Origin of the sequence: Myxococcus sp. CA040A, from assembly GCF_013336725.1 — a bacterium.
In the GTDB taxonomy this organism is placed as follows: domain Bacteria; phylum Myxococcota; class Myxococcia; order Myxococcales; family Myxococcaceae; genus Myxococcus; species Myxococcus llanfairpwllgwyngyllgogerychwyrndrobwllllantysiliogogogochensis.
Map to the genome: position 1 here is coordinate 816,757 of NZ_JABUMR010000006.1, position 25,845 is coordinate 842,601.

20 protein-coding genes are annotated in these 25,845 nt (G+C 70.9%); 11 read left to right on the forward strand and 9 right to left on the reverse strand.

Annotation, left to right across the window (positions count from 1 at the left end; genetic code table 11):
* Positions 1-108: 108 nt before the first annotated feature.
* Complete coding sequence (locus HUA75_RS29505) at positions 109-2,151, reverse strand: PilZ domain-containing protein (RefSeq protein ID WP_141641851.1); 2,043 nt, start codon at positions 2,149-2,151, stop codon at positions 109-111.
* 183 nt (positions 2,152-2,334) lie between these two features.
* Positions 2,335-3,900 carry a hypothetical protein gene (locus HUA75_RS29510; protein WP_174488266.1) on the reverse strand — a complete coding sequence of 522 codons (1,566 nt, stop codon included), beginning with the start codon at positions 3,898-3,900 and terminating at the stop codon, positions 2,335-2,337.
* 355 nt (positions 3,901-4,255) lie between these two features.
* Here HUA75_RS29510 and HUA75_RS29515 point away from each other — a divergent pair, with 355 nt between their 5' ends.
* Together HUA75_RS29515 and HUA75_RS29520 are read left to right on the forward strand one after the other, a co-directional pair.
* A complete protein-coding gene (locus tag HUA75_RS29515; protein WP_141641849.1) occupies positions 4,256-4,750 on the forward strand; it encodes a YkgJ family cysteine cluster protein in 495 nt (164 codons plus the stop codon).
* Between the two features lie 115 nt (positions 4,751-4,865).
* Positions 4,866-5,600 carry a hypothetical protein gene (locus HUA75_RS29520; RefSeq protein ID WP_174460335.1) on the forward strand — a complete coding sequence of 245 codons (735 nt, stop codon included), beginning with the start codon at positions 4,866-4,868 and terminating at the stop codon, positions 5,598-5,600.
* Positions 5,601-5,606: 6 nt separating this feature from the next.
* On the opposite strand, the gene HUA75_RS29525 is transcribed toward HUA75_RS29520, so the two are convergent.
* The 3 genes from HUA75_RS29525 to HUA75_RS29535 form a co-directional block, all read right to left on the reverse strand.
* On the reverse strand, positions 5,607-7,535 hold the full coding sequence (locus HUA75_RS29525; RefSeq protein WP_174488267.1) for a tetratricopeptide repeat protein: 1,929 nt from the start codon (positions 7,533-7,535) through the stop codon (positions 5,607-5,609).
* A gap of 85 nt (positions 7,536-7,620) precedes the next feature.
* Positions 7,621-9,519 carry a ribonuclease R family protein gene (locus HUA75_RS29530; RefSeq protein WP_141641846.1) on the reverse strand — a complete coding sequence of 633 codons (1,899 nt, stop codon included), beginning with the start codon at positions 9,517-9,519 and terminating at the stop codon, positions 7,621-7,623.
* Between the two features lie 184 nt (positions 9,520-9,703).
* Complete coding sequence (locus HUA75_RS29535) at positions 9,704-10,114, reverse strand: hypothetical protein (protein WP_174488268.1); 411 nt, start codon at positions 10,112-10,114, stop codon at positions 9,704-9,706.
* 195 nt (positions 10,115-10,309) lie between these two features.
* On the opposite strand from HUA75_RS29535, the gene HUA75_RS29540 reads away from it, so the two are divergent.
* The 6 genes from HUA75_RS29540 to HUA75_RS29565 all read left to right on the forward strand — a co-directional run bounded on the left by HUA75_RS29540 (position 10,310) and on the right by HUA75_RS29565 (position 19,148).
* Positions 10,310-10,708, forward strand: coding sequence for a helix-turn-helix transcriptional regulator (locus HUA75_RS29540; RefSeq protein ID WP_174456071.1), 399 nt, complete (start codon positions 10,310-10,312; stop codon positions 10,706-10,708).
* A gap of 105 nt (positions 10,709-10,813) precedes the next feature.
* Positions 10,814-13,297, forward strand: coding sequence for a serine/threonine-protein kinase (locus tag HUA75_RS29545; RefSeq protein WP_174488269.1), 2,484 nt, complete (start codon positions 10,814-10,816; stop codon positions 13,295-13,297).
* 87 nt (positions 13,298-13,384) lie between these two features.
* A complete protein-coding gene (locus HUA75_RS29550; RefSeq protein WP_141647146.1) occupies positions 13,385-14,098 on the forward strand; it encodes a head GIN domain-containing protein in 714 nt (237 codons plus the stop codon).
* A gap of 153 nt (positions 14,099-14,251) precedes the next feature.
* The gene (locus HUA75_RS29555) at positions 14,252-15,688 is read left to right on the forward strand and encodes a lipopolysaccharide assembly protein LapB (RefSeq protein WP_174488270.1); all 1,437 of its coding nucleotides are present in this window, start codon (positions 14,252-14,254) and stop codon (positions 15,686-15,688) included.
* Between the two features lie 641 nt (positions 15,689-16,329).
* Positions 16,330-17,511, forward strand: coding sequence for an SRPBCC family protein (locus HUA75_RS29560; RefSeq protein WP_174488271.1), 1,182 nt, complete (start codon positions 16,330-16,332; stop codon positions 17,509-17,511).
* Positions 17,508-19,148: a DUF4166 domain-containing protein gene (locus tag HUA75_RS29565; RefSeq protein ID WP_174488272.1), complete on the forward strand. Its 1,641-nt coding sequence runs from the start codon at positions 17,508-17,510 to the stop codon at positions 19,146-19,148. The genes HUA75_RS29560 and HUA75_RS29565 overlap by 4 nt, the downstream gene beginning before the upstream one ends.
* A gap of 7 nt (positions 19,149-19,155) precedes the next feature.
* On the opposite strand, the gene HUA75_RS29570 is transcribed toward HUA75_RS29565, so the two are convergent.
* Together HUA75_RS29570 and HUA75_RS29575 are read right to left on the reverse strand one after the other, a co-directional pair.
* A complete protein-coding gene (locus tag HUA75_RS29570; RefSeq protein ID WP_141647150.1) occupies positions 19,156-19,614 on the reverse strand; it encodes a VOC family protein in 459 nt (152 codons plus the stop codon).
* A 124-nt stretch (positions 19,615-19,738) separates the two neighbouring features.
* The gene (locus HUA75_RS29575; RefSeq protein ID WP_174488273.1) at positions 19,739-21,928 is read right to left on the reverse strand and encodes a tenascin-X; all 2,190 of its coding nucleotides are present in this window, start codon (positions 21,926-21,928) and stop codon (positions 19,739-19,741) included.
* Between the two features lie 179 nt (positions 21,929-22,107).
* On the opposite strand from HUA75_RS29575, the gene HUA75_RS29580 reads away from it, so the two are divergent.
* The 3 genes from HUA75_RS29580 (at position 22,108) to HUA75_RS29590 (ending at position 23,911) form a co-directional block, all read left to right on the forward strand.
* Entirely contained in the window at positions 22,108-23,022 is a 915-nt protein-coding gene (locus tag HUA75_RS29580; protein WP_174456078.1) for a hypothetical protein, read from the forward strand.
* Between the two features lie 279 nt (positions 23,023-23,301).
* Entirely contained in the window at positions 23,302-23,592 is a 291-nt protein-coding gene (locus HUA75_RS29585) for a hypothetical protein (RefSeq protein ID WP_174488274.1), read from the forward strand.
* Between the two features lie 22 nt (positions 23,593-23,614).
* Positions 23,615-23,911: a hypothetical protein gene (locus tag HUA75_RS29590; RefSeq protein ID WP_141647154.1), complete on the forward strand. Its 297-nt coding sequence runs from the start codon at positions 23,615-23,617 to the stop codon at positions 23,909-23,911.
* Positions 23,912-23,921: 10 nt separating this feature from the next.
* On the opposite strand, the gene HUA75_RS29595 is transcribed toward HUA75_RS29590, so the two are convergent.
* A complete protein-coding gene (locus tag HUA75_RS29595) occupies positions 23,922-24,818 on the reverse strand; it encodes a hypothetical protein (RefSeq protein WP_174488275.1) in 897 nt (298 codons plus the stop codon).
* The gene (locus HUA75_RS29600) at positions 24,815-25,633 is read right to left on the reverse strand and encodes a hypothetical protein (RefSeq protein ID WP_174460343.1); all 819 of its coding nucleotides are present in this window, start codon (positions 25,631-25,633) and stop codon (positions 24,815-24,817) included. Before HUA75_RS29600 ends, HUA75_RS29595 begins: the two co-directional genes overlap by 4 nt.
* Between the last annotated feature and the right edge of the window lie 212 nt (positions 25,634-25,845).

The following is a 25,845-nucleotide window of genomic DNA, read 5'->3' on the forward strand; positions in this document are numbered from 1 at the left end:
CGCCTCGCCAGCCGCTTGAAATGAATGAGGCCGGGTGGAGCCGTTCGGGCCACCCGGCCTCTTCATGTCCGCCGACCCAGGTCCGCGGTCAGCGTTCCGTCGGCCCGCTCAGGACGCGGCGCGGGGCGTGGTCGCCTCGCACAGGTGCTCCAGGAACTCGGGCAGCAGGGCGGAGGAGATGATCCACAGCTTGCCCTCGCCCAGGTCGGCCAGGGCGGCGCGCTCGACGTACTCCACGCACGTGGACTCCACGTAGTGGACGAACACGCGGCGACCGCGCGGCCGGTACCACTCCGCCGCGTGCGCCAGGAGCGCCAGCATGGCCCGCTGCGCCTCCGGCAGCGCGTCATCCACCAGCGGGAACAGGCGCACGCCGTCCAGCACGTTGAAGAGGTTGAGGCCCGGCTGCGCGGACTCCAGCACCGCCAGCGCCACCGCGCGGCCGTCGACGCGGGCCACGCGCAGCTCGCGCTCGCGGCCCAGGCCGGCCTCGCCCCACTTCGTCCGCGCGCGAGACAGGTCGAAGCGCTCCTCCACCAAATCGAGCGCCTCGCGGTAGGCCACCGGACGGGTGCGCTCCACTTCCTGGAAGAAGCGCGCGCGCTCGGCGTCGGTGGGCACCCCGACGTCGACGTCCGCGGGCACCTCCCACTGGCGCTCCACCTCCGCCTCCATCAGCCGGAAGGGCGTGAGGGACGCCTGGCCGGTGTGCTCGTACCAGTGGGCGAAGTCGAACTTGGTGAAGCGCACCCAGCGCACGTTCGCCTCGCAGAAGGCGATGAACCACTTCACGTCCGGGTCCACCTGCGTGGGCTCGTAGCCGCGCAGGTAGATGTCGCGCAGCGCCTCGCGCGCCGAGGAGCGCTGACCGGGCACGGCCTGGCGCGCGAGCTGATGCGCCATCCACGTCCCCTCGTACGGCTTCACCACCGACAGCGTGGCCTCCAGCGAGTCACCCGACGGGCGCACCACCCGGTAGCCCAACTTGGTGCGGCCTTCGAGCCGCTCCTGCGTGGCGTCGAACCAGGGACGCTCCTCCACGAAGTCCTCGGGCGACTTGCCCGGCAGGCCGAAGTAGCCGGAGCCCTGGAAGAGCTTCCACGTCGCGTCGCCCCAGTCGCCCTCCACGCGGGTGGATGGGTGCATCTGCGCCTCCACCAGCGCGCGCCACGCCCGAGCGCCCTCCGCGTCCAGCGGCCGCACGGACATGCCGCACCGACGTCCCGCCGCGGTGCCGGAGATGTTGCGCACCTCCGCGCGCAGGCGCACCGGCGCCAGGCCCTCCATGGCCACCTCGAGCACCGGCTGACGCAGGCCCGGGTACAGGAGGTCCTCGCCCGGCTCCGTCATGAAGGCCAGGCCCTCATAGGACAAGTCGAGCACGGGCCGCTTCACATGCACTTGCGGCCACATGGGGTGGTTGAAGGACAGCGTGCACGGGCTGCTCGGCGGCGCGCGACGCAGCCAGCGGTGGCGGTAGCGCACCAGCTCCGAGGGCACCGGCATCACCACCCAGCCGTCCTCCTCGCGCGCCTCGCTCACGTCCAGGTGCACCACGCTGCTGTAGCCGAACGCCTCCAGCACGAAGGGGCCCTGGAGCATGGGGCCATCGAAGCGCCAGCCCATGCGGTTGTTGAGCGCGTCGAAGAAGACCGCCGTGACGGAGACCTTCTGCCCGTCCGCGGTGCGCGCCATGCCTCGCGCCTGACGACCCGCGAGCGCCTCGCAGATGCGCGCGACGCGCTCCTTGCGGTCGATGCGCTCCTTCCACACCGGCCGCGTCTCCGGCGGCAACAAGAGACCGTTGTCGCGCAGCGCCTCCAGCACCGTGACGATGCGACGGCCCGCGTCCAGCGGCGGCGACACGAAGCGAAGGCTGACCTCCGGCCTTGTGCCGCGCACCTCCATCACCTCCGCGTCCAGCGACGTCGCCCAGCGCTCACCCTGGCCCAGCACCACCGACGCGGCCTGCCCCGGACGCGGCAGCGCGTTCGAGTCCAGGTGCAGCGTCAGGTGCTCCAGCGAGAGCTGAATCAGCCGGCCCGGCGTGTCGCTGTTGCCGAACGAAGCCACCGCGGTCAGCTCCGTCCCCACCCGGTAGCCGAGCACCGACTCCCGGCCGCGCGTCCCGTCCCGTGTGTCCGCCTGCATGCCAGCTCCGTTGTGTGAATGGAGACGAGTGTACGACTTCGGGCGAAAGGAAGCAGTCCCCCGGTATGGGTACCACCAGGGTGAACCGGGGTTCATATAGCCTGACCATTCTCAACAGGCCGGAAACTTGTTCCTCGGTACAGGCGTGGCGGAACCACATTGGGTGCGGGCCACCCCTGGGATTCAAGGACAGCGCGGCTCGATGAACGAGGACAGACCGTCCGGACCGGCGTCGGGTCTGCTTCCACCCACGGCATAAACGCGTCCGTCAGCGCCTCCCACGAGGGTATGGCCCAGACGGGGCGTCGACATTGACGCAGCAGGAGTAAAGCGCTCCGACGCGGGGTCGAACCATGCGGCAGAAGCCCCTTCCCTGTCCTCGACGTACACCCAACCGTTGCCCGCGAGAACCGCGCGCGGCGCGGCGCGAGGTGCGTCCATGGAGGACAGCTCCCGCGCCCTCACCACCCCGGCATTCCGCTCCAGGAGGAATGCGCGCGAGGACGGGACGATGCCGCCTTCGCGTCCGCCGAGGATGAGCGCCCGTCCCGACTTCAGCTCCACCACCGCGGGCGACATCAGTGAGGTGGGCAGGAGCGGCCCGGCGCCGAGCAGTCCTGGGGGTGCCACGACATCCGTCCGCTCGGAGGGGGTGAGGCTGGTACAGCCTCCCGCGAGCACGAAGGCGTCTCCCAGCACCGCGCCTCCCGTGGGGCATTTCAGGGAGAGCCTGCCCAGACCCTCCCAGGCCCCCGCGTTCTCGCCGCGCAGCGTCATGCGGATCGCCGAGTCCGTCGTGGGCCTGCCGAGCCCCGCGGTGAGCTCTCCTCCGGCGATCACCCCTTCCGCTCCGAGCCGGCCCGCGAGCACGCGGCGAAAGCCCAGGGGTGGGGAGAAGGGGATGAGGGTGGTGCCGCCATCGGTGTCGAGCCACTCGGCGCTCGGCTCGAGCACGTCTCCCTCTCGCACGCCGCCGAGCACCACCACGGCGCCGTCATCCAGCACCAGCGCGGCGGCCTCCGCGCGGCCCACGGCGAGGTCGCTCGCGATGAAGCGGCCGGTTTCGGGGAAGAAGATCTCCACGGTGGAGACGGGTTTGCCCGCGCCATCGCGGCCTCCCAGCATCACCAGCGCTCCAGCATGGGGGCCTGTGGAGGGAGCGACGACCAGGGGGTCCGAGCGACGCGCGAAGCCCGGGCGTTCGGTGATGACGCCCGTGACGCCACCGGGACAGGCGCACACGCTGTTCGCGCAGACGAGTCCTCCGGGCTGACAGCTGGCGCCGACACAGTCGGGGTCCGCGCAGTCACCGAGCCCGTCACCGTCGTCGTCCACGCCGTTGTCGCAGGACTCCACGGGAGGACCGGCGTCTGGCGGCTCGGGGACGGCGGGCAGGGTGAGTGACAGCCTGGCGCCGGAGCCGGGAGTGAGCGCGGCTTCGCCAGAGGCGGTGGACTGGATGATGCCGGAGCGCTCGGCGGTGGCGCGCACGAAGACGCGGGTGCCTTCGGGCGTGGCGGGGCCGGACTCGAAGTTGAAGGTGGCGGGGAGGCGGAGTGCGGCGCCCTCCAGCGTGGCCACGGCGAGGGGCGTGCCATCTGGAAGGGAGGCGATGACGGACAGACGGTCGAAGTCCACGACAGGCGTCAGCGGACCGTCGACCACCACATGGACGCCACCGGGCGTCTTCTCGCACGCGAGCAGCGTCGACAGCAGAGCGAGCGTCAGGACTCGGAACGCGGCACGCATTTGCCCCACTGTAGTGCAGCCCGGCGCGCGAGCGAGGGCCCCCCTTGAGAGAGGGTCGTGCCTCTCGGGACAGCACAGGCTCTCTCACAAGAGTATCTGCCTCATCGGGCCGGTAGCTGGCCCCCACGAGAGTGCCGCCCTCGAACCCGGTGCGACTCCGCTCGACAAAGCATCTGCCTCCTCGAGCCAGGACCGGACCGGCCCCCACGAGAGTGCCGCCTTGCGGCCGGTACGACTCATCTGACGTGCGGGCGCCTCGCGGACGAGGGAGCGTGCGTGCCTTCCCCGCCTCGCCGCGATGGAACGTCGTCGCGCGACGGGTTAGTGGAGGGATTCCTTCCCGTTCCGAGGCCCCATGCCCCTGTCCACCCTCTGCCTGCGCTGCGGCATGTGCTGCGACGGAACCCTCTTCACCCACGTCTCGCTCCAACCAGAGGAAGCCCAGGCACTGGAGCGGCGCGGAGTGCCCCTCGACCGGCGCGAGGACGGAGTTCCCGCGCTCGCGCAGCACTGCTCCGCGCTGGATGGGCGCACGTGCACCGTCTACGCGGACCGCCCGGGGAGCTGCCGCCGCTACCACTGCCAGCTCTTCGCCGCGCTGTCGGAGAAGGAAGTCACGCTCGACGAGGCGCTCGGCATCGTCGACCAGGCCCACGCATGGGTGGACGCCATCGCACGCGAGCTGCCTCCCGCCACCGAAGGCGAGCCTCGCTCGGTGATGCAGCGAGCCCGCCGCGCCGCCAAGGCCCACCCCGAGCAACCCCTGTCCTCCAAGGCCCAGGACGCCTACGCGAGCGCCGAGTACTACCTCGACAAGCACTTCCGCGGACGCTTCGGCCGTCGCGGCTGACGTCGGTGGGAATCCAGGTGCCTGGTGGGCCCGCGTGGATACGATGCGCTTCCGCGCCCGGGACTGTCACGCGCTCGCATGCATGCGGCACCCGCGCCCTCACGAGGTCCCTTTCATGAAGACGCAGCTTCCCGCCCTCGCCGTGACGACCTTCGCGCTGCTCGGCGCGCCGCTGGCCCAGGCCGGTGACGAGCTCCCCACGCAGTCCGCGTCCGCCGACCTGAATGGCGACGGCAAGCCGGAGGCCATCGCCGTGAAGTGGAAGGAGGGCGACGAGGAGTTCGTCCTCACCGCCGGCACCGCCACGCTCCGCGGCAAGACGGACTCGGAGGTCCTCGGCCTCTCCATCATCGACGTGGACAGCGGCGACAAGCGCAAGGAAGTCGCCGTGCACACGGGCATGACGGACAACGACCGGCTCACCACCGTCTACGCCTTCGATGGCAAGAGCCTCAAGGCACTGGGCAGCGTCCACGCCCTCACCGAGGTGAAGGGCAACGGCATCATCCTCTCCGACAGCTGGGAGCAGTTCTGGAACCGGCGCGACAAGTTCGCCCTGGATGCCAAGGCCGGCAAGCTCTCCCTGGTGCCGCAGGAGCTGTACTACGTCGGCCAGGAAGCCACCGTGCGAGAGGGCTTCCCCATCACCCACTCACGCACCGACAAGAAGCCCGTGGCCACCCTCGCGGCGGCGTCGAAGATTCTCGTGCTCGCCGCCGCGCCCGTCTCCGTGCAGGGCGGACGCTCCACGTCGTTCGTCTACCTCGTGAAGTCCTCCACCGGGCTGCTCGGCTGGGTGAGCCACGACACGCTGCTGGCGAAGACCGAGGGACTGACGGTCGCCGGGTAGTCCCGCTCACCGTGACGCGTCGAGCGACGCGCGCGAGAGCAGGGCCTCTTCCAGCAGGGGCAGGCGCTCATCCTCGGGCCGGGCCTGACGCAGCCACTCCAGCGCGCGCTTCGCCCGGCCCAGGTCTCCCTCGAACACGAGGAAGCCCGTCGCCTGCAAGCGCTGCTCGGCCGTCGCATCCTTCGCGCCCAGCACCGCCTCCCAGCTCAGCGCCGCCTCATGGGGCGCGCCCAGCTCCTGGAACAACTTCGCCCGTGTCTCCGCCACCGACGCGGCCTCCACCCCACCCGGCGTCCCGCGCGGGAGCCGGGCCAGGGTGTCACGCGAGCGCTCGAACAACGCGCGCAGCTCCGGGATGACGGTGTCACCCGGGGACATCGACTCCAGGCGCTGAAGCTGCGTGAGCGCGGAGTCGAAGCGCCCCGCGCGCGCGAAGGCCATGGCCAGATTGAGATGCCCTCTCCGGTAACCGGGCTGCTGTCGCACCATGTCTTCAAAAAGGGTGATGGCCTCCGTGTGCTGGCCCAGCTTCGTCAGGCACAGCGCCAGGTTGTTGTAGCCCTTGATGCCGGTGAAGCGACTCTTCTGGCGCACCGACTGGCGCAGGTGTCCGAGCGCCTCCTCGTACCGGTGCGCCTCCATGTAGAGCCCGCCCAGTTGCTGCTGGACGAAGGCGTCATCGGGGCCAGACACCTGCTCCGCCACCCGCCACAGCCGAAGCTCGTCCATCCAGTCGCGGTTGCGCAGGTGCGTCGCCCCGGCGAAGGCCGTGAGCGTCACGACGGCCACGGCCAGCCCCGCCCTCGGACGCAACCGGGCGGCTCGCTCGAGCGGTGCCACCAGCGCCACCACGCCCATCGCCACGGGCACGTAGAGGAAGCGGTCCGAGGCCAACGTGTGCAGGCCCAGGGGAATGGCATGGAGCACCAGCGCCAGCGCGCACGCGGCCGTCGCCAGCGCGGCCTTCTCCAGCGGCGTGAGCCGGCCTCCCCACTTCCACAGGGACAGCCCCAGCGCGACGAGGACCCCCGCGCCCAAGAGGACCCAGGCGAGGGGATGCTCGCCCAGGACGCCCTGCTGGAGACGCGGGCGCAGCGCATCCACGAGCATCACCGCGTAGTGCCCCAGCGCGGCGAGCCCGGCCTCGGCGCGCTCGAGCAGCGACAACCCCGACGAGGCCCCCGCATCCAGCTCCCGCACGTCCGAGCGCAGCGCGTTCAGCCGCAGGCCGCCATACAGCACGAGCGCCACGCCCATGGGCAGCAGGTTTCGCACGGCCTGTCCGAAGCGGCGCTCCCGCGCGCGCACGGCGGTGAGCTCCAGCACGACGAGCCCCACCACGCCGGCCACCGCCACCTCCTTGCAGAGCAGGCCCGTCAGCACCAGCGCCGCCGCGCCCCAGCGCCGCGAGGCCGTGTCCGCGCGGTACACGAGCAGCGCCCCCAACGTGAAGACCGCCGCCAGCACATCCGTGCGTCCGGCAATCCACGCCACCGACTCCGTCAACCGGGGGAAGACACCAAACGCCGCGGCGCCCACCGCCGCGCCCCAGGGCGAGGCACCCGCTCGTCGGCACAGCAGGAACACCCACGCCACCACCACCAGGTGGAAGAGCAGGTTCATCAGGTGGAAGCCCTCGGGCGCGCTTCCAAAGAGCGCGTACTCCACCGCGTAGCCAAGCGTCACCAGCGGCCGGTAGTAGCCGCGAGAGACGCCCATCGGGTCGCTCCAGAACATCCGCGTGAAGTAGTCCGGCAGCGGCGCCAGCTCGCGCACCACCTCCTGCTCCTCGATGAGCGAGTGGTCATCCCAGACGAAGCCGCCTCGCACCGCGTTGCCGTACGCGAGCGCCACCAGCAGCAACGGCAGCAGCACGGCCCGGCGCCGCAAGCGGGCGCGCGCGTCCTCGACGACGGGAGGGGAGGGTTCGCTCATGAAGAGGGCGGGAGTCTATCGCCCCCCGCTCGAAGGGCGGCGACCTTCCCTTGGGGAGCGAGCGGGAAGCCCGCCGTGCGTCCGCCTACTCGACCAGGGACAGCTCCACGCGGCCAAGCTGCTCGTCGGTGGCGGCCACCTTCACCTTCACTGGCATGCCCACGGTGAAGGTCCGCTCCTTGCCCACGAGGGACAGCTCGCGCGCATCCGGACGGAAGGGTCCGCCGCCCGGCAGTCCTTCCGCCGGCAACATCCCCTCCACCAACATGCCGTCCAACTGCGCCACCAGCCCGAAGGGCCGCACCCGGACGATGCGCGCGGAGAACTCCCTGCCCACGTGCCCCGCCAGCCACCGCGCTTCCAGCACGTGGTGCCGGTCCGCCTCGGCGCGATTCGCGGCGCGGGCCCGCGCGTTGATGTGCACCGCCAGCGCCTCCATCGCCGGGTCCTCGTCCAGGTAGTCGCGGCGGCCGTGCAGGTAGCCCTTCAGTGTGCGGTGCACCGCGAGGTCCGCGTACCGACGGATGGGCGACGTGAAGTGCAGGTACAGCGGCGCCGCCAGTCCGAAGTGCGGCCCCGGCTTCACGGTGTAGCGAGACGGGCCCAGCGAGCGCCGCAACACCGAGCGCAGCGCGGGCTCCGCCGCCGCGCCCGCGATTTGCCGGTCGAACGCCGTCAGCGCCAGCGGCGTCAGCTCGCGTCCGAAGCCCGCCGCGAAGCCCGAGTGTTCCGCGAACGCATTCAGGTCCGCCACGCGCAGCGGGTCCGGCTGCTCATGCACGCGGAACACGCCCGGCAGGCCGCGCACCAGCATCCACATGGCGATGGCCTCGTTCGCCGCCACCATGAAGCGCTCAATCATCCCGTGCGCGGACGTGGGCTGCTCGTTCACCAGTCCGGAGAGTTCGCCCGTCGCCGCGTCGAAGGTGAACCGCGCTTCATCTCGCGCGAACTCCATGCCGCCACGAGCGCCGCGCGCCACCGCCAGTCGCGCCGCCGCCAGCCGGAACCACGGCATGACGTCCCGCACCGGCTCCATGGGCGCGGACACCTCGCCCCGGTCCAGGAAGGCCGCGACTTCTTCGTAGTTCAGCCGCGCCCAGGAGCGGATGACGCTCTCGTACACGTCCGCCGCCGTCACCCGGCCCTGTGGGTCGATGCGCAGCTCCACCGTGAGGCAGCGTCGCTCCTTGCCCGGCACCAGGCTCAGCCAGTCCGAGGACAGCGACTCCGGCAACATCGGCAGCACGCGCCCCGCCATGTACACACTGGTGGCCCGCTCGCGCGCCTGCGAATCCAGCGCGGTGCCCTCCTTCACCAGCTCGCTCACGTCCGCGATGGACACCAGCAGTCGCAGCGCTCCATCCGGCCCCGCGGGCAGCACGGAAATCGCGTCGTCGATGTCTCGCGTGGACGGCGCATCCACCGTCACCGTCGGCACGTCGCGCAAGTCACGTCGCGCGCCCACCTCGTGCGGCACCTCGCGGGCGACTCGCGCGTCCTCCAGCGACTCGGGGGAGAAGTCCTTGCTCAGCGCGTGCCGGGCGATGATGCGCTCCAGCGAGCGGTCCTCTCCAGGCTCGATGCGGTAGAGCAGCGAGAGCTTGCCGTCGGTGATGCTCGCCACCACCGCGTCGCCGTGCTGGACGCGGGTGGTGCCCGGGTCGAGCACCCAATCCGCGTTGCCCACCTCGCGGTCGATGCGCAGGTAGAACAGGCCCTTGCGGGCGACGACTTCGCCGTAGACGCGGGTGCGAGGCCGCTCCACCAGCGTCAGCCCGCTGGCCGTCCAGCGCCCGTCCGCGCCCGCCGTCACGGTGCCGGTGACGATGTCTCCGGCCAGCAGCGGGTTGAGGTCGGGGGGAGGAATGAAGGCGGACAGCACCTCTTGCGTGCCGGGCGCCTGCACGGTGAGGAAGCCGAAGCCCCGAGGGTGAACGTCGATACGGCCGGTGACAGCGCGGGGAGAAACAGAAGTATCCATGGAACCTTGGGAGCGCGTCTTAGCCCAGGTCCACCGAGGGACGGGCAGGAGGGACGCGCGGAGTGTGAAGTGAGAGGGGGGCAGCTCCGGGGCCGACTCTCGTAAGGAGCCTGTGCTCGCCGGGGCGCGGAAACCTGAGATGAACGCCGGCCAGGACGCGCGGCCACCGTCTCACCTGACGCCCCTACTCCTTGGGCTTGTCGAGCATCGCCTGTCGATTCTCGAGCGGGCCGAACAGCGTCTCCACCATCTGCTTCATGGAGACACCCCGAGGAAGGGGCGGGGCGCGCATCCCCTCCTCCGTGTAGACCACGCGTCCCTCCTCGACGACCCGGAACCACGCGCCCCACCAGGCGTACAGGGTGACGTGGCCCTCGGGGTGACGCTCCACCTCGAGCTCTCCCCCTTCCGGTCCCTCGCAGATGACGTCGAGGCGGCCTCCCGGCGGGATTTTGAACGGCATCCCCGAGGGCTCGAACCAGACGTCGACCGACGTATCCCGCGTGTTCTCGAAGTCGAACCGCACCGTCTTCACACCCATCGCCGAGCCCTCTTCCCGGGCCACTCCCTCCAGCGGCCGTCGGCCCGTTCTCACACAGGTGTTCCCCAAGGTGCCACCGAGGCCTCGGACCACGAGCCCCGGCCCTCGTCCACGGCGTCACGGGTACACCTCCGTCACACATGGCGCCGCGACAGAGTCTTCACGGAGGGTGCGTCCCGCGAGGAGCGCGGAGTAGGGTGCCCCTTTGCGGTGGCGAGCGAGCCCCGCGTCCTTCCCGACGGGCGACGAATGAAGACCGAGCTTGGAGTCCACCTGGGCCTGTCCGCGCGGATGGCCCGAAGGAACCTGGGACTGACCCAGGCCGCCGTCGCCGAGCGCCTCGGTGTGGCCCGTGAGGTGTACGCCCGCCTGGAGCGCGGCCACATGCTCCCGAGCATCCACACCCTGCGCGGCCTGTGCACCGTGCTCCACGTCCCACCCCACGCGCTGCTCGCCCTGGACGCCACCATCGAAACGCCCCCCGGCCGCAAGCGCCCACCCCAGCCCGCCCGCACCGAGCCCACCGCCCTGGTCGACCTCCGCAAGAACCTCCGCGGCCTGTCCCGCTCCGACTTGCGCCTCCTCAACGCCCTCGCCGTCACCCTCCCCGCCTCCCCCGCACGCCGCCGCTCCCCACCCGAGGAGTGACATCAGGAATTCACAGAAAAGTCAGAGATGTCGATATTCGTGGACTTTTCTTCGACCCTGACTTTCGCGTCCGTCCGGGTGCCAGTGTAGATTGGGCACCTTCCGATGAGTGGGACGACGCTGCCGCTCGCGCCGGATGCCTCCAAGGGCCGGTCGCTGGGTAAGTATGAGGTTCTCAGCCGCCTATCCACGGGCGGGATGGCGGAGATCTTCCTAGCGTCGCAGCGGGGACTCGCCGGCTTCCGCAAGTTGGTGGTGCTCAAGCAGATTCTGCCGGACATCCGAGGCGAGGAAGAGTTCATCCGGATGTTCCTGGACGAGGCCAAGGTGACGGCCGCGTTCAACCACCCGCACATCGCCCAGGTGTTCGACCTGGACATCGCCGAGGGCGAGCTGTTCCTGGCCATGGAGTTCGTGCCGGGGGCCACGCTGGTGGAGGTGGCGCGCGCGTGTCGGCAGGCCAGCCACCCCATCCCCGTGGGCTTCAGCCTGATGGCGGTGCGGGACACGGCCGTGGCGCTGCACTACGCGCACACCTTCACGGACCCGCTCGGTCACCCCTCGCCCGTCATCCACCGGGATGTGGCCGAGAAGAACATCATGGTGACGTACGAGGGCGTCACCAAGCTGTTGGACTTCGGCATCGCCAAGAGCCTGGCGCGCGCCAGCCGCACCGCGGTGGGCATGGTGAAGGGCACCAGCGGCTACATGTCGCCCGAGCAGATCATGGGCGAGCCCCTGGATGCCCGCAGCGACTTGTTCAGCCTGGGCGTGGTGCTGCACGAACTGCTCACCGGCATGCGGTTGTTCTACGCGAAGCAGGCCGAGGCGATGATGAACGCGGTGCTGAAGTGCGAGGTGACGCCGCCTTCACGCGCCAACAAGCAGATACCGCCGGAGCTGGACGCCATCGTCCTGCGCGCGCTGTCGAAGCGCCGTGAGGACCGCTACGCCTCCACGCTGGAGTTCGCCCGCGCCCTGGAGCGCGCGGTGGGCCCGCTCATCTGGCACCCCGAGCAGAGCAGCGAGGTGATGCGCCGCCTCTTCGCCGACCGGCGCGAGCAGACGCGCCAGCTGCTCATCGCGGGCCCCACGGGTGACACCACGGGCGAGACGAGCGTGGCGGCGATGCTGGCCATGGGCGGCTCCAACAGCGTCCCCGAGGCCCCCGAGCCGCCCACCGTCAACACCAACTCCGGCCCCCCGGACTCCCCGCCATCCCGTCGCTCCGCCGTGACGACGGCGGCGAAGCAGCCCGCTCCGGCGGCGACGCCTCGGCGCGCCACCAGCATGCAGCCAGCGGCGACGCCTCCCCCGCCGCCGCCGCCCGACCCGCAGCCGCGCAAGGCCGTGCTCCAGGCGCCGCCCCACAAGCGCCTGGCGGGACGCGGCGCCCCCTCGGAGTCCGCGCGTCCACCACCGCCGCCCCCACCGGACGCCCTGCCGCCGCCGCAGGAAGCGCCGCACCTGGCCCGCACCCTGCCGGGGCGGCCCGCGCTTCCTCCTTCGGGGCACACCGTCCGCGCTCCCGCGCCGGCCCCGCGCGCCGTGCCCGTGTCGGAGGAGCCCGCGCCCCGGAGCGAGGCACGCCCTCGCACCGGCCGCACCGTGGACACGCTGCGCGCCGTGGCCCCTCCCCCGCAGCCTCCCGAGCGCAACGAGGAGACGGCGATGGTCCGCGTGCCCTCGCTCTCCGCGGAGCCCGGCAGCCACGCGGGTGTTCCCTCCCGACGCGCCGCCGGAGCCGCCCGACGCCGGCCCCAGCCCCAGCTTCCCGCCGCCTTCCCCGACGCCGAGGTCACCACCCGACCCTCGCGCGGCTTCCAGGAGAACCGCCGCAAACCCGAGGACGAGGTCCCCGACGACGAGGACTCCCACGTCCACACCCTGCGCGGAGTCCCCGCCGTGGGCTCCGAATCCCGAGGCGGGCGCAAGGTCCTCGCCGGCGTGCTCGTCCTCGTCGCGGTGGCCGCCGCGGTGGTGGGACTGGGGCTCGATGGAGGCGTGGTGTCCGCCTGGGCCGCTCCCCTGCTGGGGCTCGAGCAGAAGCCGCCGCCGCCGGCGCCTCTTGGAGACACGGACAGGCAACGCGTCCCGCTCCCTCGGGAGCAGACGAAGGCCCCACCCGTCATCGTCCCACCCGTCGTCGTGGAGAAGGTCCCACCCCCACCCGAAGTGCTGGCGGAGACCGTCGACCCCGACCCGGAGCCCTCCAACGCCCCTCCCACCCTGGACGAGGTGGAGGACAAGCCCGCGCGCAAGCCGGGTCGCTCCACGGGCAAGCGGACCACCAAGGAGTCGACGACCCGGAACGGCAAGCGCGCGACGTTCGACTCGGGTGAGGACAGTGCGGCCACGCCCACCGGAGAGCCGGGCTTCCTCACCCTGGTCACCGAGCCCTACGCCAAGGTGTATCTGGGCGGACAGTCCCTGGGTGATACCCCGCTCTTCAAGGTGAGCCTGCCCTCCGGCAAGCACACGCTGAAGCTCGTGGACGGCGACGGGAAGGCACTCAAGCTGTCGGTCGACATCAAGCCCGGCGACACCACCGCCGTGCGAGTCCCGCTGGAGATGCTCTCCCGCCAGTAGTTGCCCCAGGGGTGGCAATCGCTCGGAGCGCCGCGCGTAGCCGCCATGACGGGGCCCCTGCCGGGTCCCATGCCTTGGGAGCGCGCCATGAAGACCGCCCGGATGTCCCTGCTCGTCCCGCTGTTGATGTTCGCGGGAACCTCCTTCGCGGAGGGCGCCCAGAAGGGTGAGGCGCGAGATGTCCCCGACTTCGAGAGCCTCGCGGTGGGCCACGGCATCAAGGCCCAGGTGAAGGTCGGCCCCAAGTCGGTCCGCGTCGAGGGGCCCTCGGAGCTGCTGTCCCGCCTGCGACTCGTGGTGAAGGACGGACAGCTCACCACCCAGGTGGAGCGCGACGGCCTCTTCAGCCAATTCCAGGGCGGCAAGGTGCGCCTGTACGTCTCCAACCCCCACCTGGACGGCGTGGACGTCAGCGGAGGCGGGAATGTCGAGGCGGAGGTCTCCCCCTCCGGAGACGAATTCTCCGCCGAGGCCAGCGGCGGCGCGGCCCTCACGGTCCGGGGCGTGGACACGAAGAAGGTGGAGGTCGAGGCCAGCGGCGGGGCCGCCGTCAACCTGGCGGGGCGGGCCCAGGAGCTGGACATCGAGGCCAGCGGCGGCGCCGTCATCAAGGCCATGGACCTCAAGGGCGTGAAGTCCCTGGAGGTCGAAGCCAGCGGAGGAGTCCACGTGGAAGCGGACCCCTCGGAGAGCCTCTCCGTCAACGCGACGGGCGGCACCACCGTCCAGTGCGTCTCCCGTCCTCCCCGCACCGAGGTGAAGGCGCGCGGTGGCACCCGCGTCGTCTACCTGAAGGACTGAGCGCGGCGCTCCAGGCGTCCGGGCACGTCCCGGACGCGGGTGGGGGCCCCCCTGGGTAGGGACGGACACTGTCCCCCAGGGCGCGGGCCACCTTGCTCCAGTCGTCGCGGACGATTGGAATGCGGCTCCCCCACCCGCCGGAGACGCCACACCATGACGGACCCGATTCCTCCTCCTTCCACGCAGGGCTCATCGGGACGCAAGGCAGCACTGTGGAGTGGCGTGGGACTGGTGGTGGCCCTGGTCGCCGGAGGTGCCCTGTTCTTCCGGGGCAGGCAGTCGCCTCCAGGCCATGACGCGCATGACCACGGCGAGCACTCCCCCAAGAAACAGGGCGCCGCGAAGCCCACCGCGTCCCCGGAGGTGCTGCGCCACACGGACCGCGCCGCGCGCGCCGCCGCCACGGGTGAGTTGAAGAAGGCCCGCGAGTCGCTCGGCGAGGCGCTGATGCTGGCGCCCAGGCACGCACCCGCCCTGCTCGTGCACGCCTGTCTGGCGCTCGAGGAAGGCAACGACGCGGAGGCCGCCACCGTGCTGGGCCAGCTCGAGGCCGTGGCGCCGGGGAGTCCGGAGCTGAAGTTGCTGGAGACGCTGCGCGAGCTGCGGCGCGCGCCGGGTGTCTCCTGGCAGCAGGCCTTCCGGGACGCGTGGGTGACGCTGGGCCGCCCCAACCTCGGCAAGAGCGAGCTGCTTCCAGGCGCCACGCCCCTGCCGCCGGACCCCACCGCCTCCGACTGGGAGAAGCTCGCGTGGGAGCGGGCCCCCTCGGACGACGTCAAGCTGAGGCTCGCGCTCGCCTCTCGCAAGCTGGACGCGGACAAGTCCCTCTTCCTGCTGGCGCAGGTGCCCCGACTGGAGAACCCGGACCTCTACCTCGCGGTGCGGGACGCGCTGAGGGGCGAGTCCCTGCCGGAGTCCGAGCACGAGCGGGCGCGCAAGACGTTCCGCCAGAAGCTGGAGTCGCTGGCCGCGGCGCACCCGCGCTCGATGCAGCTTCAGTTGCTCCTGCTACTGGGTGACACCGAGTCCGGTACGGAGCTGACGGCCGCGGAAATCGACGCGCTGGAGCGCGTGGCCACGTTGCCCGCGTGGCGGGAGACCTCGTTTCACGAAGGCTACCGGGAGACTCGCCGGCTCTTGAAGGAAGCAGGCGTGCCGGACGCCAGCGCGCTGGCGATGGCGGTGTCCCTGCGAGGCATCAACGAGCGGGGGACGTGGATTCTGCGCACGCGCAACGTGGCCACGCGCGGCTCGCTCTCTCCGGAGGGACGTCAGCGCCTGGGTCGCATCACCCGGGACATCGGCGCCAGCCTGGTCCAGCAGACCACCGTGGTGGAGCGGATGACGGGCCTGCAGTTGGTGCGTGGCGGCTCGCAGGACCTGGAGGACGACGCGGGCCGGACGCTGGCGATGAATCAAATCCAGGAGCTGGAGCAGGCCATCGCCGTGTTCCAGCAGACGGCGATGGAGCGGTGGCCGCTGAACTCGCTCACGGAGGAGCTGCTGGAGGAGAGCACCCGGGACGAGCCGCGCTACCTGCAATCCTTCGGGGCGAAGGCGCCCGCGGGCGCGGCCCGGATGGGGCCCTAGTCAGCGACGAGGTGACTCGGGCCCCAGGGAACGCGCTTCTCCCCGGGGCCCGAGCGGGCCCCCCACGATGCAACGGAGCCGCCGCACGCCGGACCTCCAAGGTCGTCCGGGCAACCGCACTCCTTCCACACAAGCGCCGGGACCAAGGGGTGCATCCCGGGCAGGCCTCGCGTGGGCAATGTGGAACACGTCTACGTCTTTCAACGCAACGATGGCCGAAGAATATCGGGTACGCGGGGCATGTCCACCCGCAGGGTCGGTGACGCGGGGTGTGCCGTGTCAGGCCGGGTTTCTCCAGGTTCCAGGGCGGGTCGCGTTCACCACCCGTCCTGGAAATCTTTCAGGAAAATTCGAGGACGACCGATTGACAGCGCGCCCGAGCGCCGTTTTGAGCCGGTGCGCGACGCCCGTCATGACACCTGACGCGTGATTCATGACGCACCGAGGCCGCCGACTCAGAGGCCCGGTGAAACCCACTCGCACGCAGAAGCCCTGTGGAGAAGTTGGGGACGACAACCCGGGTTGTCGGCGCTGTCCACGGAGTTGACGGGAGGCTCGCGTCGAATCCGCTGAATCCCTGGCGTTCCAAAGGCTTGCATCCCCGGAAGGCGCTGGCCGTGCCGTTGCACTGAGGCCCGGCCATGCACGTCGCCTTCTACCTGTTGCTCGCCATCGGCCTCCTGGGGGCCTTCGACGTCCTCTACTTCCACCTCTGGCGCGGCCGGCTCCACGAGCGCCTTGAGTGTCAGCGCGAGGTGCTCTGGCACACCGCGCGCCACCTCATCTACGCGCTCCAGTTTCTCTGGGTGCCGCACGTGCGCTTCCAGGGGTGGGCGCTGGGGGTGCTCGGGGTGTTGTACGCCGCGGATGTCTTCGTCGCCCTCGCGGATGTCTGGGAGGAGCGCGACAGCCGAGCGTCCCAGGGCGGTGTCCCCCGGGGTGAGTACTTCATGCACGTGGTGCTGAGCGTGCTGGTGGGGCTCTACCTGATGGCGACCTTCCACGCGGTGTGGGCGGACAGGCTGCTGCCCACGGGGCTTCGCGTGGACCCGCCCTTGGTGCCCGTGGCCTTGCGCGCGCTGATGACGGTGATGGGCGTGACGGCGCTCATCGTCTTCGCGAAGGACCTGGCGCGGTGGTTCGCGTTCCGGAGGCGGCCGGTGGCCACTCCATTCCGACAACCCCAGCTCCAAAGGATTGTCGCGGAGGTGTTCATCCCCGCGCCCGTCGAGGTGGTGTGGGAGCGCACGCAGGACCCCGCGCTGCACACGGCGTGGGACGTGCGCTTCACGTCCATCCGCTACCTGCCGGAGGCCGATGCCCGGGGGTTCCACCTGATGGACTACCGGACGCACCTGGGCTTCGGGCTCGAAATCGTCGGCTGGGGTCGCTACCTGGCGAACACGCCGCACGTGCGCTCGACGTTCGAGTTCGGCTCGGAGGACTGGCGGAGCATCATCCTGCGCGGTCGCGGCGTATGGCTCTACGAGCAGCGGCCCGAGGGGACGTTCTTCAAGACGGTGTTCGACTACCGCGCGCGGTACGGGGTGGTGGGGGAGGTGCTCGACGCGGTGCTGTTCCGTCCCGTCATGCGGCTGGGCACGGAGTGGGGCTTCGAGACGCTGCGCCAGTGGTGCGCCGGGGATGAACACGCTCCGACGCGAGGGCGCTCACGGTGGCGCTTCGGGCTGTTCATCCTCGCGCGGGTGCTCGGACGGACGCCGGCGCCGGGTGCGGCGAGGAGCTGGCTTGGCCGAGGCGTCGAGGACCGCGAGTCCGCCACGGCGTATCCCTGTGGAGAACTTGTGGAGGTCTCTTCATGAGCGCCGAAGCCGTGGAGACGCATCCGCGACGGAAGCCGCCGCGGACCCGCTTCGAGACGCGAGTGGAGAACACCGTGTTCCAACTGAACTCGATGGCCTCACCGCACCAGGATGCGCGACTGAAGGCCTTGCTCCGTTCGGAAGGCTCCCCGCTGGCGGACGCGCAGTTGGAGGCCCTGCGGCGGTCGGGAGAGCTGCACCCGGGAGACTCCCAATTGGAGGCCCTGCTCCCGATGGACGCGAAGCGGGAGGCCCGGCTCCACCCGGAAGAGCTCGACGAAGCGCGGACGGCCCTGCCTGATGCGCCGCTCGGGGAGCTGCGGGACTTCGCCATCCGTCACCGCGCCTGCCGACTCTCCTTGAGCCTGCTCGCGGACTTCTACCGCGCGCATCCGTGCCGCATGGCGAAGGTGCACCTGCTGGCCGCGAGCGCGGTGACACTCGGCCGCTTCTGGGGAGTGTCGGAGCCCTTCGCGCGACTGGGCGCCGCGGTGATGCCGGTGGATGAGCGTGGATTTCCCCGCACCCGGGAGTGGGCGTCCTACGCGCGCGCCTGCGAGGACCAGCTCCCGCTCGAAGTCCGCGACGAGCGCTGGATTGAAGCCCACATGCGAGACGTGGCCCGGGCCCGTGACGTCGGGTACGAGGCCGCCTTTCTCGAAGAGGCCCGCGTCCACGGGCACGAGCCGCTGTGGCGCCTGCTGGTGCAGCACGTGGAGATGACGCTCGGCGCGCGCCTCTTCGACCAGCCCGCCCTCGCGGGCGCCGTGCCGGGTGAGACGGCCATCGCCCACGGACTGGCGCTGTCCCTGTCACGCATGCTGAGCGCGAGTTGGAGCCTGCTGCGCCACTACGCCTTCGCCACCGTGCGCGCGCTGTGCCTGCCGCGCTGGCGCCACGACACCGGCCTCGTCGATGAGCGGCGTACGGCGTGGCTGTTGCTCACGAGCTTCATCACCGCGTGGACGGCGGCCAGTGTCTACCGTCGCGGTGTGAAGGCCGTGCACCGGGGCCAGCGCGCGAGGCCCTCGGATGTCTGGCCCCTGCTCGCCACCGTGCTGGGCCCGGACATGTCCCGCGTGGACCCTCGCGTCATGCGCTTCTACGCGAACCCCGGTGCGTGGGGCGCCCGAGCCTCCGTCACCTTCGCCTCGCGCACGGCCCGGCTGCTGGCCTGGATGGCCACGCGCCTGTCCGGCCAGGGCCTCTCCGAGCACGGGGCACGCACCTTCCCCGGACGCTTCCTCACCTTCCGCCGCGCGGATGGCTCCATGCACTTCGTCCGGGAGCTGTACTGCGACGGCGTGCTGCGCAGGTTCGACTCGGACTTCATCCTGCGCGACGGCCGACTCCACGAGGTCTTCGTCGAGCACGGCCTGGATTTGGAGCTGGACGTGTCCGTCCTCGAGGACGGCGGCATCCGCTTGCGAGGTGGGACGCTGCGCTGGCACGGCCTGGTGCTGCCACCGTTCGGCCGAGGCGTGGAGTTCCGCATCCATCCCGTCTCGGATGCCACCGAGCGCGTGGACATCATCGGCACGTTTGGCGGGGGACCCACGGCTGGAGCCCCCCTGGGCCGCATCCACTACGAGGCCTGGAGGCACAGCGACGCCGTGCCTCCGGTGACGACGGACTGAGGACCGCTCAGCTTCCCTGGTAGGCGCGCTCCAGGGCGGCGATGTCAATCTTCTGCATCCCGAGCATCGCCTGCACCACGCGTCCCGCCTTCGCCGGGTCCTTGTCTCCCATCAGTCGCATCAACGTGGTGGGGATGATCTGCCAGGACACCCCGAACCGGTCCTCCAGCCAGCCGCACTTGCTGTCCTTTCCGCCCCCCGCCGTGAGCTGTTCCCAGAGCGAGTCCACCTCCGGCTGCGTCTCACAACTGACGAACAGCGAAATCGCCTCGGTGAACTTGAACCGCGGCCCGCCGTTGAACGCCATGAACGGCTGACCTTCCAGCTCGAAGGTGACGGACATGGCCGCGCCGTCAGGGCCCCGCGCAACCGAGGTGATTTTCGAGTTCTTGAACACCGACGTGTAGAGCTTCGCCGCCTCTTCCGCCTGGTTGTTGAACATCAGGAACGGGGTGATTTTCTGCATGGGGAAGTCCTTGGTGGGTGCGACACCTGGATGGCGCCGGCCTTGCCCTACGTCGGAACCGCGCCCGGCACTTCGACACGCCCCCCGTGTTTTCTTCAAGAAAAGGGCGCTCCCCGTCCCAACCTCAGTGGTCGGCCCCCTCGTGGTGGTCATGGCCCGGCCCGCCGAAAGTCCCCGGCCACGGCTCCTTCGCGGGCAGCAGGCCCGGCATGGGGAAGCGCTGGAAGCGCGACTGGCTGTAGGCAAACGGTGGGTCACACTCGCCACAGGTGGTGGCCCCGTCCATCAGCAGCAGGGCCCCGGGTGCCAGCTCCAGCAACTGCGGAATCGAGCGGGGCGCGTAGTCGAGCTCGCACTGGAACGCCTCGCCGCCGTCCGTCATGCGCACGCCCACCAGCAACTGCCTGTCGTCGCCGTCCGTGGCCGTCGTGAGCACCAGCGTCCGGGGAGGAAACCCGGGCGCATCCGGCCAGGACGCGAGCCGCAGCTCCTTCGAGGTGAGGAGCTGTCCCGAGCGCAGGGAGTACGTCCACGCGGGACTCAGCGCGGGCAGGCCGTAGCCCTTCAGCTCCGTGGCCACGGGCAGCACGCCACCCTCGTTCACGTTCACCGTGGTCCCCGGTGCGCTGGGCACCAGTCGCTCGCGCGTGGCCACCGCGCGGCCGAACTGCTGGGGAAGAGTCCCAGCCACCGAGCCGTCCGCCGTGCTCAGCGCCTGCGTGCCCCGCTCGGGGAACAAAAGCCCGTTCACCACGGCCAGCTCACCAGCGCGCTGCGCCTGTGACTTGCGCCAGCGCGGTACGCCGTCCGACGAGAAGGCCATCAGCAGCGAAGGGGCCCCCGCCTGGAGTGGAGCCCCCACGTTCAACGTCTGTGAGAAGGAGACATACAAATCCCCCACCGCGTCGGAGACGACTCCGAAGGGGTGCGGGTGGTTGCACTCGGACAGCAGGGGGTCGGTGAGCTCCTGCGCGGACACCATCTGTCCATACGCATCCAGCACCACCAGGAAATACATGCGACACAACGTCTCGCGGTTCAGGCCCACGGGGTAGGCCTCGAAGAGGGCCGCCAGTCGGTCCGGGGCCATCACCGCCAGCCGCGCCAGGAAGAGACTGGACGTGCGCTGCGCGATATCCGGCCGCGCGCTCGCCAGGGTGAAGGTCCACCGGGGCGCGCCCGTGTAGCGCTCCACCAGGGACACGGTGCCGTCATCCGGCAGGTCCATGCACAGCAGCCTGTCGTTCCACAGCATGCAGCGCCGGGCCGCGTCACCGCTGAGCATGGGCACGGGCGCCGCGGCGTCCAGCAGCGCTGACTCGTAGAAGCCCGCCAGCGTCACGTCACCTTCCGGCCCCACCAGCAGGTCATGCAGGTTCATGCTCCGCACCCGCGCGTCCAGCACCCAGTCCGGCGCGAGCGACACCGCGTCGGGCCGCTCGCACACGGGCCCCTTGCAGCGTCCCTCCGCCTGACACGGGCTGGCCGCCGCGCAGACGAAGCCATCCGGCAGGTTGCGCCGCGCGCACGCGCCTTCCACGCACACGTCGGCGGCATCGCAGCCGCGCTCCGTTCCACAGAAGGTGCCATCGGGCGCATCCGCCAGGCCGCAGCCGAGCTTCGGATCGCACGTGCCCACCTGACAGGCGCCCGCTCCGGGACACGGCGGCGCGGGCACGGCGCGACAGCCGTCCAGCGCGTGGCACACGTCCGTGGTGCAGGCGTTGGCGTCGTCACAGGGACGCTCCAGTCCCTTGCACCGTCCCTGCTGACACATGGCCGTGGTGAGACAGGCATTGCCTGGGTCACACCCGGTGCCATCCGGGAGCACCGTCTCCACACAGCGCTCGGACACGGGGTCGAACACCGCGGTGGAGCACGTCACCGCCCGACACTCCGGCGTCTGTCGCGCCTCGCCCGCGAGCACCAGCTCCGCGCGGCCTCCATCCGACGCGGTGCCGACGAGACGGGCCTCGTATGTGCCCATGGCCTGGGGGCTGAAGCGCAGCCGCACCGGCACCTCACCCGCGCCCACGCGAGAGGGCAACGCATCCACCAGCGAGAAGGGCGCTTCCACCGAGGTCCAGGTGACGTCCAGCGGAGCGCGCCCCGCGTTGAGCACCCGCACCTCCGCCTCGCGGACACCGCCGGGGAAGGCCGGGGGGAAATCCAGCCGCGACAGCGACAACCTCAGTCGGCCCTCGGCACCCACCAGGGGAGGGTCCTCGCGGCACGCCGTCAGACAGGCGCCGAGCACCGTCGCCCACAGGATGAATGCCCACCCCACCCCGCCTGCTCTCGTCGCGCGTGCCATGGGTGCCTCCCGTGCTCCAGCCCTGGCGTATAGTCCTCGCGCCCGGAGGATGCGAGGGGTGCGCCTCGCCGCGCTGTCGGCCACCCTCCCTCCCGAGACCCTCCGGGAATGCTTGCGTTTCGGCTGCTGAACGCTCGCGCCTGTAGACTCCCGGCGTCCGTTCTCCACTGGAGTCCTCCATGTCCCCGCGTCCCACCTTCGTGCTCGTCCTGGCCGTGCTCGCGCAGTGGGCCCTTCCCGCCGCCGCGCAGGACGTGCCGCGCACGATGACCTTCCAGGGGCGCCTGGTGCGCGCGGACGGCACGCCCGAGAACTCTCCCCAGGACCTCGCCTTCGCCCTCTACGCCACGCCCACCGGCGGCTCCCCGCTGTGGCAGGAGAACCACCTGGCCGTGCCGGTGACGAATGGGTACTACGCGGTGGTGCTGGGCTCCTCGGCGCCGCTGGGGGACGACCTGGTGCGACGCTCGGAGATGCACCTGGGCGTCGCGCTCGCCAGTCAGTCGGAGCTGACGCCGCGCTTCCGCCTGGCCTCGGTGCCCTTCGCCCTGCGCGCCAGCGACAGCATCCGACTGGAGGGCCGCGCCGCCTCCACCTTCGCGCCCACGAGCCACACCCATACAAACGCCACCACCACGGCCCCCGGCTTCATGTCCGCGGCCGACAAGGTGAAGCTGGACGCGCCCGCGCCCACGTATGGAGACGGGCTCATCGCCTCCGGCACCCCCCTCGCCGTGCGCGTCAGCTTCCCGACGGCGGGCGGCACCAATGGCTCGGCGCGCATCGCGGCCCGCTCCGACCACACCCACGCCAGGCCCCCGCTGACATGTAGTTACAAGAGTGCCACGGGCAACGATACGCTCGACCCTCGCGCCGCCACCGCGTGGTGCGGCATGGGGGAGACGCTGATGGGCGGCGGCTGCAGTGGACTCGAGGACGGACCCGCGCCCGTGAGCGTCGCCTTCCAGCCCGCGGGCGTCACTTTCGAGAACGGCCTCACGCAGACCCCGGGCGTGCCCGGCTATCGCTGCCGAGGCCACCTCACCAGCAGCACCGCCCCCACCGCCTACGCCATCTGCTGTCGCATCCCCTGATGACAAGCCGAGCGTCAGCACGTCGAACACGACGGCGCGTTTGACCTCATCCACCCGCGCGAAATCGCAGTCTCGTCAGAGAGCTGAACGTCAAACGGAATCCCCATCCGCTCGGGTAAGGGAGCCAAACGAGCACACGAAGCCCTCGCCTCCTCGCGAACCCTTCAGGCGTCGGGTGACGAAACCCTGTGATTTTTTCAGACGGTCTCTTCGGCCCCACTGCAACCGCGCGGAATGGTTGGATCCGAGAAGGGTACGGTTCTGGCAATCGGAGACGGCATGACCTCCGTCTCCACCACGGGCTCACCATCGTCACAGGCCTTCACCGTGCTCATCCCACGCAGCCTGCAGGGCAGCGTGGATGGACTGTCTCCGGAGACGCGACAGGCCCTGCTCTCGGAGCTGTTCCGCATGGCCGCGCTGGCGCATCAGGAGCGCGGCCTGCTGCCCATGTCGGAGCCCTATGCGTTGAACCTGGACCTGGATGGATGCCACGTCGTCGTGGAGATGGATCCATCCCGCTCGCGGCTGACCCTCTCGGGGCTCACGCGCGCTCGAGCGCTGGGCTGAGCCCGGCGATACGTGAAAAGCGATGTCTCGACGGGCCGGCTACGAAGAATCCTGGGACCTCACCTACCTGGTGGAGCAGTTGCGCGAGCTCATCAGCCGCGACCTCCAACTGGATGAGGCGCTCGCGGAGGAGCTGGAGGACACCCTGGCCCGGCTCGTCCTGCGCAACCAGCGTCTGCGGGGACTGCAGCGCATGGTGAACGCGGAGCGTGACGCGGAGGACCTCGAAATCCTCCGCAACGCGCTGGAGCGCACGGACCGCGAGCTGCTCGCGGGACTGCCAGCACTCCTCGAACGCCTGCGTGAAGCGCACGCCTGAGCCGTCCGCTCTACGGCGTGGCCCCTGGATAGAGCGTGTGCGTGGGCCCCCGCGCGGGAGTGCCCCCCAGGCCCATGCCCACCGAGCCAGGCCCGGGAGGAAGCACGCCTCCCGCGGGCACCAGGTTTCCCAGCTCGGCGCGCACCGGTCCCTCGCAGACCCCCGCGCGACAACCCTCCAGCCCCTGACACGGCTTGCCCGCGCCACACACCACCGCCTGACACACGCCCGCGCGGCACACCTGTCCGGAGGCACACGGGCCCACCGCCGCGCAGGCCTCCGTGGCGGACAGGCATCCACCGGCGCGGCACACCTCGCCCGGGCCGCACTGCTCCCCGGTGGTGCAGGACAGCGCCAGGCACGCGCCCTCGCGACACACGCGCTGCGCGGGGCAACTCACCGCGGCGCAACCCGCGCTCGACACACAGCGGCCTTCCGCGCCACAGCGCTCATCGGACGCGCAGGCGAAGTCCGCCGAGCACGCGACACTCCGGCACTGTCCTCCGGACCGGCACACCGTGCCTTGGGGACAGGCGACGCCGAGACATCCGTCCCTCACGCACTCCGAGCCCACACAGCGCTCCGTGGGGAAACACGTCGCGGTGCCACCACAACTCACGCGCCGGCACGTGCCCTCGCGACACACCTCGCCCGCCGTGCAGCTCGTCCCCAGACACGACGGATCCACGCACGCGCCGCGCTCGCACACGCGCCCCGCGCCACAGGCCACGCCCTGACATGTGGTGGCCAGACACCGGCCCTCCACGCAGGCCTGGCTGTCCGGGCACACCACGCTCGCGCACAACTCGGGCGGCACCAGTGGGGTGCTCTGCTCGCAGCCGCCTGGCATGACGAGCGCGCCCAGCGCCACGAGGAGAAGCCCCCACCGCGACGTCCCCAGGCTCATGGCAAACGCTCCGTGCGGTCCGCCGCCGGCAGCGCCAGGGACTCCGGCCGCGTCAGCACCACGCCCAGCACCACCCCGGCCGCCGCCAGTCCCACGCCCCCCACGACATAGGGCCAGAACGCGCGCCGGGGAGCCTCCTCCAGCGACGGCTCGGCCGCGGGGGATGTCGCCGCGTCACGCGCCGAGGCCACCGCCGGTGGCAGGTGCTCGGTGGCCTCCAGCCGCAGCGGCGCGCGCGGACTGCCCTGCTCGAAGAGGACGAAGCCTCCGGCATCCCGAGCCAGCGCATAGGCCTCCACGGCCCGCGCCGCGGGCGCCTTCACCGCCACGGGCCCCGAAGGCGGGCCCACCGCCGCGGAGAAGCCCGCCGCGCCCGGCAGGCGCACCGCCACCATCACCTCCGTGGCCACCTTCCGGGGCTGCTCCAGCACGGCCACCACCCGGCCATCCGCCAGCCGCGTCACCGTGAGTGTGGGCCGCTGGCCCTCCACCGCCGCCCGCGCCGCGAGGAACGGCACCTGGACCTTGGGCCCCAGCGAGTCCTTCACCTGGGCGGAGGGCTCCAGGACGAGCAAGGACTCGAAGGCCGCCTGAGCCTCCTGGCGCTGTCCCATGAAGGCGCGAGCCATGGCCAGCCCCCGCCATGCCCGCAGACGCTCCACGCGCGTCCCAGGGCCCTCCAGGGCCTCCAGGAAGGACGTGGCCGCGGCATCGAACTCCAGGGCGTCGAATTGTTGTTCGGCGCGCACCAGCGGCGGCTCCGCGCCCCAGGCCTGGGAGGCGAACAGCCAGAACATGAAGGTCCACGCGCGCACGGCCCATCAGTCTACAACCGTGTTGCACCCGTCCACAGGTGTTGTCCCCAGCGGCCTGCTGCTTCTAGAAAAGCTTTATGTAGGTATTGATCAAATAGTGGAAGCAGTAGAGGGCTCGGATTTGGGGATAAGTCAGCAAGCTCGCGGGATGACTGACGAATTCGGCCGATGCTACATGTGGGTAAACTGGCGGTTTCCCCCGGCTTCCCACA

Excerpts from the sequence above, each read along its gene's own strand:
- HUA75_RS29515 (WP_141641849.1), top strand. The coding sequence starts at position 4,256 with ATGCCCCTGTCCACCCTCTGCCTGCGCTGCGGCATGTGCTGCGACGGA.
- HUA75_RS29505 (WP_141641851.1), bottom strand. The coding sequence starts at position 2,151 with ATGCAGGCGGACACACGGGACGGGACGCGCGGCCGGGAGTCGGTGCTC.
- HUA75_RS29575 (WP_174488273.1), bottom strand. The coding sequence starts at position 21,928 with ATGGCACGCGCGACGAGAGCAGGCGGGGTGGGGTGGGCATTCATCCTG.
- HUA75_RS29525 (WP_174488267.1), bottom strand. The coding sequence starts at position 7,535 with ATGAGCGAACCCTCCCCTCCCGTCGTCGAGGACGCGCGCGCCCGCTTG.
- HUA75_RS29585 (WP_174488274.1), top strand. The coding sequence starts at position 23,302 with ATGACCTCCGTCTCCACCACGGGCTCACCATCGTCACAGGCCTTCACC.
- HUA75_RS29590 (WP_141647154.1), top strand. The coding sequence starts at position 23,615 with ATGTCTCGACGGGCCGGCTACGAAGAATCCTGGGACCTCACCTACCTG.
- HUA75_RS29550 (WP_141647146.1), top strand. The coding sequence starts at position 13,385 with ATGAAGACCGCCCGGATGTCCCTGCTCGTCCCGCTGTTGATGTTCGCG.
- HUA75_RS29560 (WP_174488271.1), top strand. The coding sequence starts at position 16,330 with ATGCACGTCGCCTTCTACCTGTTGCTCGCCATCGGCCTCCTGGGGGCC.
- HUA75_RS29530 (WP_141641846.1), bottom strand. The coding sequence starts at position 9,519 with ATGGATACTTCTGTTTCTCCCCGCGCTGTCACCGGCCGTATCGACGTT.
- HUA75_RS29565 (WP_174488272.1), top strand. The coding sequence starts at position 17,508 with ATGAGCGCCGAAGCCGTGGAGACGCATCCGCGACGGAAGCCGCCGCGG.
- HUA75_RS29520 (WP_174460335.1), top strand. The coding sequence starts at position 4,866 with ATGAAGACGCAGCTTCCCGCCCTCGCCGTGACGACCTTCGCGCTGCTC.
- HUA75_RS29540 (WP_174456071.1), top strand. The coding sequence starts at position 10,310 with ATGAAGACCGAGCTTGGAGTCCACCTGGGCCTGTCCGCGCGGATGGCC.
- HUA75_RS29545 (WP_174488269.1), top strand. The coding sequence starts at position 10,814 with ATGAGTGGGACGACGCTGCCGCTCGCGCCGGATGCCTCCAAGGGCCGG.
- HUA75_RS29555 (WP_174488270.1), top strand. The coding sequence starts at position 14,252 with ATGACGGACCCGATTCCTCCTCCTTCCACGCAGGGCTCATCGGGACGC.
- HUA75_RS29570 (WP_141647150.1), bottom strand. The coding sequence starts at position 19,614 with ATGCAGAAAATCACCCCGTTCCTGATGTTCAACAACCAGGCGGAAGAG.
- HUA75_RS29580 (WP_174456078.1), top strand. The coding sequence starts at position 22,108 with ATGTCCCCGCGTCCCACCTTCGTGCTCGTCCTGGCCGTGCTCGCGCAG.
- HUA75_RS29510 (WP_174488266.1), bottom strand. The coding sequence starts at position 3,900 with ATGCGTGCCGCGTTCCGAGTCCTGACGCTCGCTCTGCTGTCGACGCTG.
- HUA75_RS29595 (WP_174488275.1), bottom strand. The coding sequence starts at position 24,818 with ATGAGCCTGGGGACGTCGCGGTGGGGGCTTCTCCTCGTGGCGCTGGGC.